This window comes from Dactylosporangium sp. NPDC000521, assembly GCF_042898305.1.
Classification (GTDB): Bacteria; Actinomycetota; Actinomycetes; order Mycobacteriales; family Micromonosporaceae; genus Dactylosporangium.
In genome coordinates this window covers 189,149-205,606 of the sequence record NZ_JBIAYW010000004.1, presented here as the reverse complement: position 1 = coordinate 205,606, position 16,458 = coordinate 189,149, and the positions used below count along the sequence as shown (strand labels likewise).

Genomic DNA, 16,458 nt, shown 5'->3' with positions numbered 1-16,458 from the left:
CGATGAAGGCATGCAGCGTGACGACCTCGCCGACTTCCTGCGCCGCCGGCGCGAAGCGATCCGCCCGGCGGACGTCGGGCTCGCGGAGGGGCCGAGACGGCGTACCGCCGGGCTGCGCCGCGAGGAGGTCGCCCTGCTCGCCGGCATGTCCACCGACTACGTGGTGCGCCTGGAGCAGGGCCGCAGCGCGCAGCCGTCGGCGCAGATGCTGTCGGCCCTGGCCAGGGCGCTGCGGCTGACCGAGGACGAGCGGGACCACCGTACCACCTGGCCGGCCAGCGGCCGCCGCGGTCGTCGGGCGGGACCACGCACGCGCGGGCCGGCCTGCTGCGGATGCTCGACCTGCTCGGCGACACGCCCGCGACGGTGGTGAGCGACCTGGGGGAGACCCTGGCGCAGAACCGGATGGCGACGCTGCTGTTCGGCGACCAGACCCGCTTCCGCGGCGACCGGCGTTTCCACGCGTGGCGGTGGTTCACCGATCCGGAGTGGCGGCAGGTGTACCCGCAGGAGGATGCCGAGCACCACAGCAGGGTCACGGTGGCGGACCTGCGTGCGACCGCGGCCCGGCGGCACGGCGACTCGGACGTCGACGGGCTGGTGCACCGGCTGCTCGCGGTCAGCCCGCAGTTCGCGGCGCTGTGGGGCGAGCACGAGGTCGCGGTCCGCCGCTCCGACCGCAAGCGGGTCGTCAACCGGCAGGTCGGGGTCATCCACATGGACTGCGAGACGCTGGTGACGCCGGACCTGGGGCAGAAGCTGCTCGTGCTGACGCCGCAGCCCGGCACCGACGCGGCGGAGAAGCTGGCGTTGCTCTCGGTGGTCGGGTTGACACATTTCAGCGCGTGAATACTCGCTGGTACCGACTTTCTTCGCGACTTTGATTGACATCCGACAGTTAACTTTCCTATCGTTTCAGCCACCTGTCATCGCGCCGGTGGCACCTCCTTCAGTGGTTGCGGGTATCCCACCCTGCCCGTTCGCCGCCGGCCGACCATCCGAAGGAGCACCCGTTGTCCTCCTCGTCCGAACTGGAGTCCGGGACCGCCCGTCCCGGACGCCACCGGGCCCGCCGGTCGGCGTTCGCCGCCGGTGCGCTCGCCATCGCCACCGCCGCCGCGGGTGGCGTCTTCGCCCTGGTCAACCAGGGTGCCGCCGATGCCGCCACGCTGCCCAACGGGTTCAAGAGCGTCGGTTACATGCCGTCGTGGGCCGGCAGTGCCAACAGCATCCAGTACAGCAAGCTGACCCACATCAACTACGCGTTCGTGCTGCCCAACAGCAACGGCAGCCTGCAGGGCCTCGACAATCCGTCGAAGCTGCAGTCGATCGTGTCGCTCGGCCACGCCGCGGGCGTCAAGGTCTCCATCGCCGTCGGCGGCTGGAACGACGGCAACGACTCCGGCTTCGAGGGCCTGGCCGGCAACGCGACCGCCCGGACCGCGTTCGTCAACAACATCGTGAACCTGGTCAACCAGTACAACCTCGACGGCGTCGACATCGACTGGGAGTACCCCGACCCGGGCACCTCCGGCAACAACTACACCGCGCTCATGTCGCAGCTGAGCACCGCCATGCACAGCCGCGGCAAGCTCCTCACCGCCGCCGTCGTGTCCGAGGGCGGCACCGCCAACGGGGTGCAGCCGGCCGTGTTCGGCTACGTCGACTGGCTCAACATCATGGCCTACGACGGCGGCAGCCCGCACGCGAACTACGACTGGTCGATCGCGGCCGTGAACTTCTGGAAGGGCCGCGGCCTGCCGGCCTCGAAGGCGGTCCTCGGCGTGCCGTTCTACTCGCGGCCCGGCTACTACACGTACAGCGACCTCGTGGCCCGCGACCCGGCGAACGCCAACCGGGACTGCACCACGATCAACGGCGTCCAGGAGTGCTACAACGGCATTCCGACGATCAAGCGCAAGACCACGTGGGCCATGGCCAACGCCGGCGGCATCATGAACTGGGAGCTGTCCCAGGACACCAACACCAGCACCTCGCTGGTCAGCGCGATCTACACCACGGCCACCGGCGGCACCCAGCCGACCGGCGGCCCGACGACGAACCCGGGTGGCCGCACCGGCCGCATCACCGGGATCGCCGGCAAGTGCGTCGACGTCGCCGCCGCGTCCTCCGCCAACGGCACCGCGGTCCAGCTGTACACCTGCAACGGCACCAACGCGCAGAACTGGACCGTCGCGGGTGACGGCACGCTGCGGGCCCTCGGCAAGTGCATGGACGTCACCAGCGCCGGCACCGCCAACGGCACGAAGATCCAGCTGTGGGACTGCAACGGCACGGGCGCCCAGGTCTGGCAGTCGCAGTCCGACGGCACGCTGCGCAACCCCGTCTCCGGCAGGTGCCTCGACGTGACCGGCAACGTGTCCACGGACGGCACCCGCCTGCAGATCTGGGACTGCTTCGCCGGCGCGAACCAGCGCTGGGTCCTGCCCTGACGATCGCGCTCGACCGGTGGCCGGGCCCTGTGCCCGGCCGCCGCCGTGGTGCTCAGCCGAGGTGCCCGGCCACCGTGGTGCTCAGCCGAGGTGGCCGGGCATCCTGGTGTTCAGCCGAGGTGGACCGGCAGCGTCGTGGTGCCGTGGATGAGGACGCCGGGGCGCCAGATGAGCTCCGACGCGGGCACGGCGAGGCGCATCCTCGGGAACGCCGCGAGAAGGTCCCGGAACGCGATCTGCGCCTCCAGCCGCGCCAGGGGAGCGCCGAGGCAGTAATGGATGCCGTGGCCGAACGCCAGGTGCTGGTTGTCGGGGCGGTTCAGGTCGACGGCCGCCGGGTCGGGGAAGCGGTCCGGGTCGCGGTCCGCGCTGAGCAGCGAGATGGCGACGACGGCGCCCGCCGGGATGGTGATGCCGCCGTACGTGACGGGCTCCATCGCCACGCGGAACGTCGCGGTCTCCACGGGTGACTCCAGGCGCAGGAACTCCTCGACGGCCCTCGGGATCAGCGACGGGTCGGCCAGGAGGCGCCGGTGCTCCTCCGGGCGGGTCAGCAGGGTCCACATGCCGTTGCCGATCAGGTTGACCGTGGTCTCGTGCCCGGCGATCAGCAGCAGGAACACCATCGACGTGAGCTCGTCCTCGTCGAGGCGGTCGCCCTCGTCGGTGGTCGCGATGAGCGCGCTGAGCAGGTCGTCGGCCGGCTCGGCGCGCTTCGTCGCGATCAGGGCCCGCAGGTAGGTGAGGAAGCTCGCGGCGGCCTCCGGCACGCCGGACCGGTCGACGGACCCGGCGACCAGGACGCCGGTCCAGCGCCGGAACTCCGTCTGGTCCTCCTGCGGGATGCCGAGCAGCTCGCAGATGACCTGGATCGGAAGCTGCACCGCGTAGTCGTCGATGACGTCGCCGCGCTCCCGCTCGGCCAGGCCGGCGATCAGGGCGGCGCTGAGCTCCTCGACCCGGCCGCGCAGCCGCTCGACCCGCCGTGCGGTGAACGCCTGCGCGACGAGCCGCCGCAGCCGGGTGTGGTCAGGCGGGTCGTTCGCCAGCAGGTGCCTGGTCAGCGGGGCGCTGACTTCCCGGGCGAGGACGGCGGCGTTCTGGGTGGCGCCGACCCGCTTCGACAGCCGCGGGTCGCCGAGCGCCGACCTGGCGTCGGCATACCGGGTGACCAGCCACATCTCCATGCCGGTCGGCAGCTGGAGCCGGTGCACCGGCGCCTGCTCCCGCATCGCGGCGTACACCGGATGCGGGTCGTCCCAGAAGTCCTGCGTGAACATCGGCGTGCTCGGCGCGGTAGTCACCCATCAACGGTAACCAATCATCACGCTTCCCGTTGTCCCTCTCACGATGCGTGACGCCCGGGGCGGCGGATCGGGACGGCCGATCAGGGCTTGCCGAGCCAGTCGACGAAGTGGATGGTGCCGATGCGAGCGGCCGGGCCCGGGGTCAGGGAGGTGTCGTCGAGCTCGGTGCCGAAGTAGCGGGCGTGCGGGTCGGTCGTCACCTGCTGGACCGGCTCGGCGCCCTCCTGGGCGGCGAGGAAGCGGCGGACGTGCTCGTCCATGCGGACCGGCTCCGGGCCGCCGAGCTCGATGACGCCGTCGGCCGGGGCGGCCTGCGCGACGTCGGCGAGGGTGGCGGCGACGTCGTCGGCGGCGACCGGCTGGTAGAGCGCGGGCGGGAGGTGGATGGCGCCGTCGACGACCGCGGACTGGGCGATGGCCTGGGTGAACTCGTAGAACTGGGTGGCCCGCAGGATCGTGTACGGCAGGCCGGACGCGGTGATCGCGGCCTCCTGGGCGACCTTGGCGCGCAGGTAGCCGCTGTCGGGCAGGCGGTCGGCGCCGACGACCGAGAGGGCGACGACGTGGGAGACGCCGGCGCTGCGGGCGGCGGCGAGGAGGTTGCGGGCCGAGGTGCGGAAGAACTCGAGGACCGCCGCGTCCTCGAACGACGGCGAGTTCGACACGTCGACCACGACCTGGGCGCCGGACAGGACCTCCGGAAGGCCCTCGCCGGTGACGGTGTTGACGCCGGTGGCCGGGGAGGCCGGGACGACCTCGTGGCCGGCGGTACGCAGCAGGTGGGTGAGCTTGCCGCCGATCAGCCCCGTGCCGCCGATGATGACGAACTTCATGAGGGTCTCCTCCTCGGAATTCAACTCGGACAACTCTTGTCCGGGATGACGCCATCACCATACCCGGACATGAAGTGTCCGAGTCAAGTAGGATGACGGGGTGAAGATGTCGGGCGGGGTCGAGTGGGCGTTGCACTGCTGCGTGGTGCTCACCGCGGCGCCGGCGCCCGTGCCAGCGGGGCGGCTCGCCGAGCTGCACGACGTCTCCGGCAGCTATCTGGCGAAGCAGCTGCAGAGCCTGTCCCGGGCCGGGCTGGTCCACTCGGTGCAGGGGCACGCCGGCGGTTACCGGCTCACCCGCCCCGCGAGTGAGATCACCGTGCTGGACGTGGTGGTGGCGGTGGACGGGCCGCAGCCGGCGTTCGTGTGCACGGAGATCCGCCAGCGGGGGCCCCTCGCGACGCCGGCGGAGATGTGCGCGGCGCCGTGCGCGATCAGCAGGGCGATGGCCGCCGCCGAGCATGCCTGGCGGGAGGCGCTGCGGGCGGTCACCATCGCCGACCTCGCCGAGAGCGTCACCGGCGACTACGGCCCTGCCGTCTTCGACGGCATCCGCGCCTGGCTGCGGTGACGCCACCCCTCGGGGGTCCCGTAGCGGGCGTCGCCTGACATCGTTGACACAACACGCATCGATGCCCTTAGCTGTACGGCAATGTCCTGGTCGATCGAGGAGCTGCCGTGCGTCCGTCCATCCGCGCCCTGACGACGGTGGTGACCGCCGCGGTCGCCGCGCTGGTCCCCGCGGCCGCGTCCCAGGCGGCGACGCCCGTCCGGATCATGTCGCTGGGGGCGTCGATCACGTGGGGCACCAGCTCCGCCGACGGCAACGGCTACCGGGAGGCGCTGCGCAGGCACCTCGCCGACGACGCCGGGGTCGCGGTCGACATGGTCGGCTCGCAGCGCTCCGGCACCGCCGCGGACAACGACAACGAGGGGCATCCCGGGTTCCGCATCGACCAGGTCGCGGCCGGCGCCGACGCCTGGATCGCGGCGGCCCGGCCCGACGTCGTGCTGCTCAACGTCGGCACCAACGACATGCTGCAGAGCTACGACCTGCCGAACGCGCCGGCGCGGCTCGGCGCCCTGGTCGACCAGATCCTGCGGGCCGCCCCTGTGACGGTCGTCGTCTCGACGCTCGTGCCGAACCCGGACGCGGCGGTGGAGTCGAGAGTCCGCGCGTACAACGGCCAGATCCCGGGCATCGTCCAGGCCAGGGCCGCGGCGGGCAAGAAGGTCCGCCTGGCCGACTTCCACGGCAACCTGACCCTGTCGGACATCGGCCCCGACCGGATCCACCCGACCGACGGCGGCTACGCCAAGCTCGCCGACGTGTGGTTCTCCGCGCTCCAGCCGGTGCTCAGCGCCGGGCGGCCGTGGCCGCTGTTCAGGACCGACTTCGGGGCCGCCGCGCCGCCGCTCACGTGGACCGACACGGTGCAGGCGTCGCGCAACGTCACCGGGTACTGCTGCGGCCTCACGTCGATGGAGTCGGGCCGCCGGGCGGAGGTCGCGCACGGCGGCACCTACGCGCTGATGTACTCCGGCACCGACACCAGCGCCGCGGGGTCGTACTCCTACAACCGGGTCTTCGACGTGCACCTGCCGCTGACCACGGGCACGACGCTCACCTACTGGATCTATCCGCAGTCCGTCAACGGCACCCATGTGGCGATCGACCTCGCGCTCACCGACGGCAGGTCGCTGCGCGACTCCGGCGCCGTGGACCAGTTCGGCGTCAGGGCGCACCCGCAGTTCCAGGGCGAGGGCCGGCGCCTGGTGGTCAACCAGTGGAACCTGGTGCAGGTCAGCCTCGCCGGCCTGGCGGGCGGCACCGTCGACCAGCTCCGCATCGGCTACGACCAGCCCGGCGCCACCGGCACGTTCCGCGGCTACGTCGACGACATCCAGATCGTCAACGCACCGCTGCCGTAACCTTCGGCAGCGGCGCCCGGGTGACGGTGACGAGACGGTCGCGGAGGTCCTGCTTCTGCGCGGCCGTCCAGCCGGCCTTGTCCTGACGGTCGACGTCCTGACGGTCGACGGTGATCCGCCTCTGCCGGACCAGGTCGCCGTCGCGGGTCGAGCCGCGAGGCGCTGCGGCATACTGCTGCCGTGGATCATGTGGCGCAGCGGCAGGTGATGGTCGACGCGGTCGGCGAGCAGGTCGGGCCCGGGCGGGCCGTCCGGACCGTGCGGGACCTCGACGCGGACGGGGTGCCCGTCCGGCTCTACCAGGACGGTGACGCGGCGGAGACGCCGGTGATCGTCTACGCGCACGGCGGCGGCTGGGTCCTCGGCGACCTCACCACGCACGACGGTCTGTGCCGGCTCCTCGCGGCCGAGACCGGCTGGGCGGTGCTCGCCGTCGACTACCGGCGGGCGCCCGAGTCGCCGTTCCCGGCCGCGTTCGAGGACATCGACACGGTGTGCGGGTGGCTGCGGGTGTACGGGCGGCAGCACGGACTGGACCCCACGGCCGTCGCGGTCGCCGGTGACTCCGCCGGTGGGCTGCTCGCGGCGGTCACCGCCCGCCGGGAACGCGACGCCGGGCGGGGACTCCTGGCGCAGGTGCTGATCTGCCCGGCGCTGAGCCCCGCCATGGACTACCCGGACCTCGGCAACGACGGGCTGTGGCCCGAGGAGATGGCCGAGTTCTGGGACCTGTTCTGCCCGCCGGGCGTGGACCGGCACCAGCCCGACCTCGACCCCTTCCTCGCCGACCCGGCCGGCCTGCCGCCGGCGGTCGTCGTCACCGCCGAGCTCGACATCCTGCGCGACGAGGCCGAGCGGTACGCCGCCCTCCTCGCGTCCGCGGGGGTGCCGGTCATCGCCACCCGGTACCAGGGGACCTTCCACAACTTCCCGAGGAAGCTGGCGCTGACCAAGGACGCGGCCGTCGCGGTCGCCCAGATCGCGGCCGCGCTGCGGGCCCTCACGTAACGCGGCGCGGCCGTACCATCGGCGCGTGCGGCACTGGTGGATCGTCCTGCTCGGCTTCGCGGGCCTGGTCGTGACCGCGCTCTTCTACGGCGACGCCGCCGGGCCGGCGCAGACGCGGCACCGGCCGACCGCGTACTCGGACCTCGGCCCGGGCGGCGACCCCGACACCATCGTGATCCGCTTCGACTGGCCGCACGACGGCTGGTGCTCAGGCCAGTTCACCATCGCCGCCGCGGAGACGTCGACCGAGGTCCGCGTCGGCGACGTCGTCAGCAAGACGCAGCGCCCCGGCGCGAACTGCGCCGGCCTCGGCTCCGACGGCACGACGGCGTGGGACTCCCTCACGCTGTCCAGGCCGCTCGGCGACCGCCGCGTGGTCCGCGCCGACGACGGAGCGGCCCTGCCGTACGTCCGCCGGGGGCCACCCGAGTAGCACGGAGCGGCCCTGCCGTACGTCCGCCGGGCCACCGGACTGAAGTGGCATGAACGTGCGAGTCGCCCGCCGCGGCGCCGGGCCATGCTCCTCGGTATGGCTTACGCATACCCGCCCCAGCCGGCGTACGCGGTGCGCACCACGGCACCCGCCTCGCTGCACGTCGTCGCGATCTTCCAGTACCTCGGCGGCCTCCTGATGCTCGGGATCGCCGCGCTCTTCGCCCTGGCCGCCTCGGAGGTGACCAAGCAGCTCGGCGACCGCCTCGGGACCTACGACGCGTCCGTCACGTCCGCCGTCGCGGTCGTCGTCGCCGTGTTCGCCGGCGTCGGCCTGATCGCCATCATCCTCGGCCGCAAGGTCCAGCGCGGCCGCAACTGGGCCCGGATCCTGCTGACCGTGCTCAACGTCCTCAGCCTCGCCTCGGTCGCGTGGGAGGCGTACTCCACGTCGATGCTCACCGTGTCGACCATCGTGAGCGCCGCCTTCCCGGCCCTGTTCCTGATCCTGCTCAACACCCGCGCCGCCCGTTCCTGGTGCCACTACCGCACCTACTGAGCAGCAGGCGGCAATTCGCTCGCGGTCCGGGCGCCGCGGGCGGAGCATGGGGTGCTTGAGCAGCGGTTGGTACTACGACAGCCCGTCCACGGTCGCCGGGGCGCTGCAACGCGGGCTGGGCCGGGGCGCCGCGCTGGTGCGGGATCCTGACGACGTCATGGCCTGCGTCCGGCGCGACTACCGGTTCTGGTGGGTCTTCGACGACAGGGCCCTGTACCTGGCGCGGCTCGTGCGCGACCTGAGGATCGACACCGGGCGGGTCGTCGACGTGCTGCGGGCCGAGGACGACGACGACAACGCGGTCAGCAACTCGACGCAAGTGCTGGTGCAGCTCGGCCGCGGCGGCGACCCGGTCGCGGTCGACGGCGTCCGGGAGTACGTCCGGCACGGGGCGGACTGGGTCGACGCGCTGGAGGAGATCGCCGCGGCGTGGCCCGCCGAGCTGTGGGACGACCTGCTGCCGGTGGCCGCGGACCGGCTCCGCCCCGAGGACGTGATCGGCTGGGCGCGCCGGCCGTGGACCGACTGGACGGCCCGCGACGACCGGGTCGCCGTCGCGATCACCGCGTGCCGCCCGCCGGACCGGCAGTGCCCGTGGCGCGGGGACTCCGCCGGTGACCTGCTGGCCAAGGTGCGCACGGGCACCGTCGAGGAGCGCCGGCACGCGCTGCGGCACCTGCGCCGGCACGGCCCGCAGCCGGCGCTGCTCGACCTGGTCGCCACCCTGCCCGTCGAGGAGCTGCACCGCCCGCTCGGCAACGCCCTGAGCGAGCTCGGCGCGGCGGCAGTGCCGGTCGCCCGGGAATGGGCGGCCAGGCTGCCGCACCAGATCGGCTGGACCGGGTGCCGGCTGCTCGCCGAGCACGGCGACGAGTCCGACGGGCCGGCGCTGCTCGCCGGCTGGACGTGGCTGGACGGCCGCGCCGACCTGTGCGGCTACGACCAGCTCGCCGCGGGCCTCGCCCGGATCGGCGGCGACGCGGCCCGGACCGCGGTCCCGAAGCTGCGCCGTGCCTGGTTCACCCCACACTCCTATGAGCGCGCCGCCACCCTGAAGGCGTTCACCGCACTGGACCCTGACGCCGCGACCCGGCAGCTCACCGAGGGCCTCTGGGACTGCGAGGCGGACGTGCGCGAGTTCGCCGCCGCGCGGGCACCGCTGAGCCCCGCCGTCGAACACCGGCTCGCCGTCCTGCGCGACGACCCTCTGGAGACCCCTGAGGTCCGCGCCGCCGCCACGACCCGCCTGGCCTCGTGATGCGGCGGTACGAGTACGTCGGGCCCGCCGAGCTGCGCGACCTGCCGTCCGTGGACGTCGCCGGGATCCGCTCCCGCGACGACCTCGCCGCGTGGCTCGCGACGCGGCCGCGGGAGGAGGTCGCGGAGCCGTTCACGTTCGTCGTCGACCTCGGCGGGACGCTCCGGCTCGCGCCGCGGCGCAGCGAGCACGTCGCCTGCGCCGGCGGCCGGCCCGTCCTCGCCGCGGGGGAGATGGGGTTCGCGGCGGGCGGGCGGGTCGACCGGGTCAGCAACCAGTCCACCGGCTACTGCCCCGACCCGGCGTCCTGGCCGGCCGTCGCGGCCGCCCTCGACGCGGCCGGCACGCCCCACCCGGGAGGGTTCACCGACGCCGTGGTCTTCCGCCGCTGTACAGGCTGCGGCCAGCGCAACATCGTGCACGACGGCGACTTCGCCTGCGCCGTCTGCGACGCCCCGCTCGACGGGTGATGCGTCCGCCGGGCCGGGGGCGGTCAGCCGACGGTGGCGGGGTGGGCGGCCTTCACATGGGCGGCGAGGGCCGCGGCCGGCATCGGACGGCCGTAGTGGTAGCCCTGCGCGTAGCGGTAGCCGAGCCTGCGCAGCACCTCCGCCTGGGCCTCCGTCTCGACGCCCTCGGCGACGGCGCGCAGGCGCAGGCCGTTGCTGATGCCGATGAGGGCCTCCGCGATCACTGACCGCTCGCCCTGGTCGGTGATGTTGTCGACGAACGACTTGTCGACCTTCAGCAGGTCGACGGGGCAGGTGCGCAGCAGGCCGAGGGACGAGTGGCCGGTGCCGAAGTCGTCGAGGGCGACGTTGACCCCGAGCCGCTTGAGCTGGTGCAGCTCCTCCAGGCCGGAGCCGCCGTCGAACACGGCCGTCTCGGTGACCTCGACGGTGAGGTGGCGGGGGTGCAGGCCGACGCTCTGCAGGGTCGCCTGGACCTGGGCGGCGAAGCCGGCCTCGCGCAGCTGCCGCGGTGACACGTTCACCGACACGTACTCCAGGCAGTCGGGGCCGAGCTCGTCGCGCCACCTGGCGGCCTGCCGGCACGCCTCGGTGAGGATCCACTGGCCGACGGGGACGATGAGGCCGGTGCGCTCCGCGGCGGGGATGAACAGGTCGGGGCGCACCATGCCGCGCTCCGGGTGCTGCCACCGCACGAGCGCCTCCACGGCGACGGTACGGGCGTCCGACAGCCGCACGATCGGCTGGTAGTGCAGGCGCAGCTGCCCGGTGTCCAGCGCCACCCGCAGGTCCGCGGCGGTGCGGGCCTGCTCGGCGCTGTGCTGGTCGAGGCGCGGCGCATAGGTGACGCGCCGCCCCTTGCCCTGCGCCTTCGCCTCGTACATGGCGACGTCCGCGCGCCGCAGCAGCTCCTCCGCGGTCGCGTCGCCGGCGTGCAGGGCCAGGCCGATGCTCGCCTCGACGACGAGGGCGTGCCCGGCGGCGTCGAGCGGGCGGCGCAGCTCGGTCGCCACGGTCTCCAGGACCTGCAGCGCGTGCTGCTCGCCGGTGGTGGGGAAGACCAGCGCGTACTCGTCGCCGCCGAGCCGGGCGACCAGCCCGCCGTCGGGTTGCAGGCACACCAGCCGCTCCGCGACAGCGGTCAGCAGCGCGTCGCCGACGGCGTGCCCCAGGTCGTCGTTGATGCCCTTGAAGTCGTCCACGTCGACGAGCGCGACCGCGACCGTGTTCTGACCCGGATCGAGGATCTCGCCGGTGTACTGCATGAGCAGCCGCCGGTTCGCCAGCCCGGTGAGGGCGTCGTGGGTCGCCTGCCACGCGAGGGTCTGCTGGTACTCCTCCAGCTCCCGCAGCCGGCTGTCGAGCGTGTCGACGAGGACGGCGTTGTCGCGCAGCGCCGCCGCCTGCCGGGCCGCGACGAGCAGGACCAGCACGACGGTGCCCAGGGCGACCCCGAGCACGTCGTCGCCGCCGGCGGCCGCGTCGGCGAGCAGCAGCACCCCGGTCGCAAAGACCGCCAGGTACGGCACCAGCGGCCGCCGCTCCCCCCGCGCCGCCGGCGGCGGCTCGACCCCGGCCGCCCGCCGCTGCCGGTCCGCGGCCAGGCACAGCAGGAAGCAGGTCAGGGGCAGCACGACCGGCGTGCCGTTGAGGTGCGGGCGGTCGGTCAGCAGCGGCGTCAGCGCGCCGCCGACCGCACCGCCACCGCCGGCGAGGGCGAGCAGGTAGAGGGCCTTGCGGTCGAGCGGGCCGGTGCCGGTGAACGCCACCTTGATGAACGCGAACACGCACACCGACCCGGTCGCGACGAGCGCGATGACGGCCCAGGCGCCGGCGGTGTTGCCGCCGGACCACGTCTCCCACTGCCGGATGATGAAGTGCCAGGCGAAGGTGACCACGGTGACGAGGACGGTCGCGGTGTCGAGGCCGAACCGGAGCCACTCGCCGCGGCTGCGGCGGGCGCCCGGGGTCCGTACCATCCCCCGAAGCATCACCAGCAGGCCCACCAGGTACACAGTCGCCGTGAGACCACTCACGTGCTGGGGCGCCACCAGGTGCAGGAGCATGTCGACGCCGTTGCTGGCGCCGCCGAGGCCGATGAAGACCATGCCGAGCCCCACGTGCCGCCAGAAGCGCCGCGCGCCCGGGGCCATCCCGGGCGCCGCGCTCGTCGTCCAGCAGGCCCGCACCGCGAACCCGACCGCCAACGGGACCGCGAGCCAGCTGACCAGCGCCGGCGTCACCCGGGCCAGCCCCACGAGGAACCACGCCTCCGCGAGGACCAGCACGACGGCCGCGCCGATCAGCAGACCGGTCGGACGCCAGACCGCCACACCTCTCACACAGGTCGGCATCGGCCGGGCGACCAGGATCATGAACCAAATCTCAGCCCGCGCTCAGCGGATCCACAGATTCGTGACGCACAGTTGGAGGAAGTCCCGCCCGGTCACTGGAGGCATCCGATGGGTCTCGTTCTCGGCATCGTGAGTCTGGTGCTGCTCGTGATGCAGCTGTTGCTGATCGCGCGCGCCATCCTCGACTGGAGTGTGGTCCTGGCCGGTCCGTCGGCGCACGGCTCGATCCGCTCGCGGCTGTCCGCGGGCGTGTTCGCGGTCACCGAGCCGATCCTGGCGCCGGTCCGGCGCGCCCTGCCGCCGCTGCGTCTCGGCGGGGTCGGGATCGACCTCGCGTTCATCGTCGTCTTCCTGTCGATCATCGTCCTGCGGGCGGTCATCGGCATGATCTGACCCCGCACCGTACGACGCCCGCCCGCCATCCGGCGCGGCGGGCGTTTTCGTGTCCGTGGATGGATCGGATCGACGGCCGTAGTAAATGTCAAGTATTGACAGAACTTGGGCCAGCGACGAATCTCTCCAGCAGGAGGCCCGCCAGCTTCCATCCCCCGGCGATCGGCGCGCCGCGGTCACAGGGACACCCACCGCGGCTGTGCCGTGGCATCCGAACGGAGCGTTTGTGAGAAGACTGCGGTTCAGCACACTGCTGGTGGCGGTCACCGCGGCGGTCGCCGGCCTGCCCGCGATGCCGGCTCGGGCGGCCGTGCCGGCAGACCTGACTACGCTGGTCAACCCGATGATCGGCACCCAGAAGGAGGGCAACACCTTCCCGGGAGCGGCGCTGCCGTTCGGCATGGTGCAGGTCAGCCCGGACACCGGCCACGGCACGGGGTACAACTACGACCACGGCAAGGTGTGGGGCTTCTCCAACACCCACCTGTCCGGCGTCGGCTGCCCCGTGATGGGCGAGGTGCCGCTCATGCCGACGATCGGCGCGGTCAACTCCGCCGACCCCAACACCTACGGGCAGACGCTCAACCACGCCCAGGAGCAGGCGACCGCCGGCTATTACCGCCTCGCCACCCCGAACGGCGTCACCACCGAGCTGACGGCGACGCTGCGCAGCGGCTGGCAGCGGTACACCTTCCCGTCGAGCACCCAGGCCAACGTGCTGTTCAACACCGCGCAGGCGCGCGGCAGCGGCACCGGCGCGCAGTCGTCGTCGATCTCGATCGTCGGCAGCGACACCGTCGAGGGGTCCGTGACGACCGCCGGGTTCTGCGCCTCGGCGCCCGCGCACACCGTGTACTTCTCGGCCAAGTTCAGCCGGCCGTTCGCCTCCTTCGGCACCTGGTCGGGCACGACGTTCACCGGCGGCAGCCGCGCCTCGTCCGGCAGCGGCGCGAAGGGCGGCTGGGTGCGCTTCGACACCTCGTCCGACCGGGTCGTGACGGCGAAGGTCGGCCTCTCGTACACCGGGATCGCCGGAGCGCAGGCCAACCTCACCGCCGAGACCAGCGCCGCCGGCTTCAACTTCGACACCGTCCGCGATGCCGCGCGCGACACCTGGAACGCGAAGCTGCACAAGGCGGAGGTCGACGGCGGCACGACCGACCGGCAGGTGGCGTTCTACACGTCGCTGTACCACTCGCTGCTGCACCCCAACCTGTCCGGCGACGTCAACGGCTCCTACCGCGGCTTCGACAACGTCGTGCGGACCGCGTCCGGGTACACGCCCTACCAGACGTTCTCGCTGTGGGACACGTACCGCGCGCAGAACCAGCTCGTCGCGCTGCTCGAGCCGCAGGTCGCCCGGGACTACGGGCTGTCGCTGCTCGCGGTGGACCGTGAGCTCGGCTGGCTGCCGAAGTGGTCCCTCGCCAACACCGAGACCAACACGATGACCGGCGACCCGGTCACCCCGTTCCTCGTCGACCTGTGGGCGCGCGGCCTGCTCGGCGGCTACGAGTCACAGGTGTACGCGGCGCTGCGCAAGAACGCGCTCGGCGTACCCACGAACATCAACGGCCGCAACGGCAACCCCTACTACGCGTCGCTGGGCTACATCCCGACCGGCGTCACGTGCGGCCCGGTGCTGCCGATGGACCACGACTGCAAGTTCCCGAGCTCGGCCACCCTGGAGTACGCGGCCGCCGACTCCGCCCTCGCCATCATGGCGCGCGGCCTCGGCAACACCGCCGACGCCACCATGTTCGAGGCGCGCGGGCAGAACTACCGCAACCTGTTCGACCCGTCGATCGGCTTCTTCCGCCCGCGCAACGCCAACGGCGGGTGGGGCTCCCCGTACTCGCCGACCGACGGATCGCACACCTTCCACGAGGCGGGCGCCTACCAGTACCAGTGGCTCGTCCCGCAGGACCCGGACGGCCTGGTCTCGCTGCTCGGCGGCAAGACCGCGGCGAACAACCGGCTCGACAGCTTCTTCGCCTACAACAACCTGCTGACGGACCCGTCGGGGACAGCGCACAACACCTGGGTCAACGGCGCCTACGACTACTACAGCTTCACCACGTACAACCCGAACAACGAGCCCGACCTGCTCGCGCCGTACACGTACCTGTGGACCGGTCAGCCGTACAAGACGTCGACCGTGCTGCGGGCCGCGTACACCCTCTTCACCAACGGCCCCAACGGCGTCACCGGTAACGACGACCTCGGCACGATGTCGGCGTGGTACGTGTTCTCGTCGCTGGGCCTTTACCCGCTGATGAACGGCGCCAACTTCTACGGGGTCAGCACGCCGCAGTTCCCGTCGGCGAAGGTGACGATCGGCTCGTACGGCAGCCAGCAGGGCGGGGTCCTGAACATCACCGCCCCGTCGGTCAGCGACAGCAACCGCTACATCGGCACCGCCTCACTGAACGGCACCGGCTTCAGCCGCACCTGGCTGTCGCAGGCGGACATCGCGCACGGCGGCAACCTCGCGTACACGGTGACGGGCACCCCGGGCTCGTGGGGCACCGGCGCCGGCGACACCCCGCCGTCCTCGAACCACACCGCGCTTCCCGCCCCTCAGGTGAACCTGGCGCAGGGTAAGCCCGCGACCGGCTCCACCGCCTGCGCCGCTGAGGAGTCGCCTGCCAAGGCGGTCAACGGCAGCGTGACCGGCGGCAACACCGACAAGTACTGCTCCACGGTCGCCGGCGCCTACCTGCAGGTCGACCTCGGGTCCGCTGCTTCGCTGAACAAGATCGTCGTCAAGCACGCCGGCGCCGGGGCGGAAGCCGCCAACCTCAACACCAAGGCGTTCAACCTGCAGCTGTCCACCGACGGCAGCACCTGGTCGACCCCCGTCACCGTCACCAACAACGCCGACCCGGTCACCATCCACCAGTTCGCGTCGACGTCCGCGCGGTACGTCCGGCTGAACGTCACCACCCCGACGCAGACCACCGACGGGGCGACGCGCATCTATGAGCTGGAGGCCTACGGCTCGGCGACCGTCCCGGTGAACCTGGCGCTGAACAGGCCGGCCACGGGCTCCGCCGCCTGCGCCACCACCGAAGGCCCCGAGAAGGCGGTCAACGGCAGCGTCTCCGGCGGCAACACCGACAAGTTCTGCTCCGGCGTCGCGGGCGCCTGGCTGCAGGTCGACCTCGGCTCGGTCCGCGCCCTGACCCGCTTCGAGGTCGCCCACGCCCAGGCCGGCGGCGAGTCCGCCGACTACAACACGAAGGCCTTCACCATCCAGGTCTCCACCGACGGCGCCACCTGGACCACCCCCGTGACGGTCACGGGCAACACCGCCGCGAACACCACCCACCCGGTCAGCGTCTCCGGCCGGTACATCCGCCTCAACATCACCACACCCACCCAGACGACCGACACCGCAACCCGGATCTACGAGCTGCGCGCGTTCGGCTGAGCCCCCTGGGGCGGGGGAACCGCCCC

General features: G+C 72.4%; 13 protein-coding genes and 1 pseudogene. 11 read left to right on the top strand and 3 right to left on the bottom strand.

The annotated features are described in order from the left end of the window. The first annotated feature begins 10 nt into the window (after positions 1-10). Positions 11-849: pseudogene (locus tag ACFY3L_RS15070) on the top strand (helix-turn-helix domain-containing protein). Between the two features lie 164 nt (positions 850-1,013). Next, on the top strand, positions 1,014-2,453 hold the full coding sequence (locus tag ACFY3L_RS15065) for a glycosyl hydrolase family 18 protein (RefSeq protein WP_389323015.1): 1,440 nt from the start codon (positions 1,014-1,016) through the stop codon (positions 2,451-2,453). Between the two features lie 110 nt (positions 2,454-2,563). On the opposite strand, the gene ACFY3L_RS15060 is transcribed toward ACFY3L_RS15065, so the two are convergent. Together ACFY3L_RS15060 and ACFY3L_RS15055 are read right to left on the bottom strand one after the other, a co-directional pair. Further along, positions 2,564-3,757 carry a cytochrome P450 gene (locus tag ACFY3L_RS15060; RefSeq protein WP_389323013.1) on the bottom strand — a complete coding sequence of 398 codons (1,194 nt, stop codon included), beginning with the start codon at positions 3,755-3,757 and terminating at the stop codon, positions 2,564-2,566. A gap of 83 nt (positions 3,758-3,840) precedes the next feature. Beyond that, positions 3,841-4,593 (bottom strand): SDR family oxidoreductase, encoded by a 753-nt coding sequence (locus ACFY3L_RS15055; RefSeq protein WP_389323011.1) that lies wholly within the window; start codon positions 4,591-4,593, stop codon positions 3,841-3,843. A gap of 106 nt (positions 4,594-4,699) precedes the next feature. Between ACFY3L_RS15055 and ACFY3L_RS15050 the strand changes: the two genes are divergently transcribed. The 7 genes from ACFY3L_RS15050 (at position 4,700) to ACFY3L_RS15020 (ending at position 10,252) form a co-directional block, all read left to right on the top strand. Beyond that, positions 4,700-5,164, top strand: a complete 465-nt coding sequence (locus tag ACFY3L_RS15050; RefSeq protein WP_389324555.1) for an RrF2 family transcriptional regulator — start codon at positions 4,700-4,702, stop codon at positions 5,162-5,164. 107 nt (positions 5,165-5,271) lie between these two features. Further along, positions 5,272-6,525 (top strand): SGNH/GDSL hydrolase family protein, encoded by a 1,254-nt coding sequence (locus ACFY3L_RS15045; protein ID WP_389323009.1) that lies wholly within the window; start codon positions 5,272-5,274, stop codon positions 6,523-6,525. A 180-nt stretch (positions 6,526-6,705) separates the two neighbouring features. Continuing rightward, a complete protein-coding gene (locus ACFY3L_RS15040; RefSeq protein ID WP_389323007.1) occupies positions 6,706-7,533 on the top strand; it encodes an alpha/beta hydrolase in 828 nt (275 codons plus the stop codon). Positions 7,534-7,558: 25 nt separating this feature from the next. Next, positions 7,559-7,966, top strand: a complete 408-nt coding sequence (locus tag ACFY3L_RS15035) for a hypothetical protein (RefSeq protein ID WP_389323005.1) — start codon at positions 7,559-7,561, stop codon at positions 7,964-7,966. A gap of 96 nt (positions 7,967-8,062) precedes the next feature. Continuing rightward, on the top strand, positions 8,063-8,524 hold the full coding sequence (locus ACFY3L_RS15030; protein ID WP_389323003.1) for a hypothetical protein: 462 nt from the start codon (positions 8,063-8,065) through the stop codon (positions 8,522-8,524). A 55-nt stretch (positions 8,525-8,579) separates the two neighbouring features. Beyond that, positions 8,580-9,782, top strand: coding sequence for a hypothetical protein (locus tag ACFY3L_RS15025; RefSeq protein WP_389323001.1), 1,203 nt, complete (start codon positions 8,580-8,582; stop codon positions 9,780-9,782). Then, on the top strand, positions 9,782-10,252 hold the full coding sequence (locus ACFY3L_RS15020; RefSeq protein ID WP_389324552.1) for a hypothetical protein: 471 nt from the start codon (positions 9,782-9,784) through the stop codon (positions 10,250-10,252). Before ACFY3L_RS15025 ends, ACFY3L_RS15020 begins: the two co-directional genes overlap by 1 nt. Before the next feature lie 23 nt (positions 10,253-10,275). Here the strand turns inward: ACFY3L_RS15020 and ACFY3L_RS15015 are convergent, their stop codons facing one another. After that, on the bottom strand, positions 10,276-12,585 hold the full coding sequence (locus tag ACFY3L_RS15015; RefSeq protein ID WP_389322999.1) for a putative bifunctional diguanylate cyclase/phosphodiesterase: 2,310 nt from the start codon (positions 12,583-12,585) through the stop codon (positions 10,276-10,278). Between the two features lie 129 nt (positions 12,586-12,714). Between ACFY3L_RS15015 and ACFY3L_RS15010 the strand changes: the two genes are divergently transcribed. Together ACFY3L_RS15010 and ACFY3L_RS15005 are read left to right on the top strand one after the other, a co-directional pair. After that, positions 12,715-12,999: a YggT family protein gene (locus ACFY3L_RS15010; protein ID WP_389322997.1), complete on the top strand. Its 285-nt coding sequence runs from the start codon at positions 12,715-12,717 to the stop codon at positions 12,997-12,999. A 226-nt stretch (positions 13,000-13,225) separates the two neighbouring features. Next, positions 13,226-16,432, top strand: a complete 3,207-nt coding sequence (locus ACFY3L_RS15005; RefSeq protein WP_389322995.1) for a GH92 family glycosyl hydrolase — start codon at positions 13,226-13,228, stop codon at positions 16,430-16,432. Positions 16,433-16,458: the final 26 nt, after the last annotated feature.

Excerpts from the sequence above, each read along its gene's own strand:
- ACFY3L_RS15055 (WP_389323011.1), bottom strand. The coding sequence starts at position 4,593 with ATGAAGTTCGTCATCATCGGCGGCACGGGGCTGATCGGCGGCAAGCTC.
- ACFY3L_RS15050 (WP_389324555.1), top strand. The coding sequence starts at position 4,700 with ATGTCGGGCGGGGTCGAGTGGGCGTTGCACTGCTGCGTGGTGCTCACC.
- ACFY3L_RS15030 (WP_389323003.1), top strand. The coding sequence starts at position 8,063 with ATGGCTTACGCATACCCGCCCCAGCCGGCGTACGCGGTGCGCACCACG.
- ACFY3L_RS15020 (WP_389324552.1), top strand. The coding sequence starts at position 9,782 with ATGCGGCGGTACGAGTACGTCGGGCCCGCCGAGCTGCGCGACCTGCCG.
- ACFY3L_RS15010 (WP_389322997.1), top strand. The coding sequence starts at position 12,715 with ATGGGTCTCGTTCTCGGCATCGTGAGTCTGGTGCTGCTCGTGATGCAG.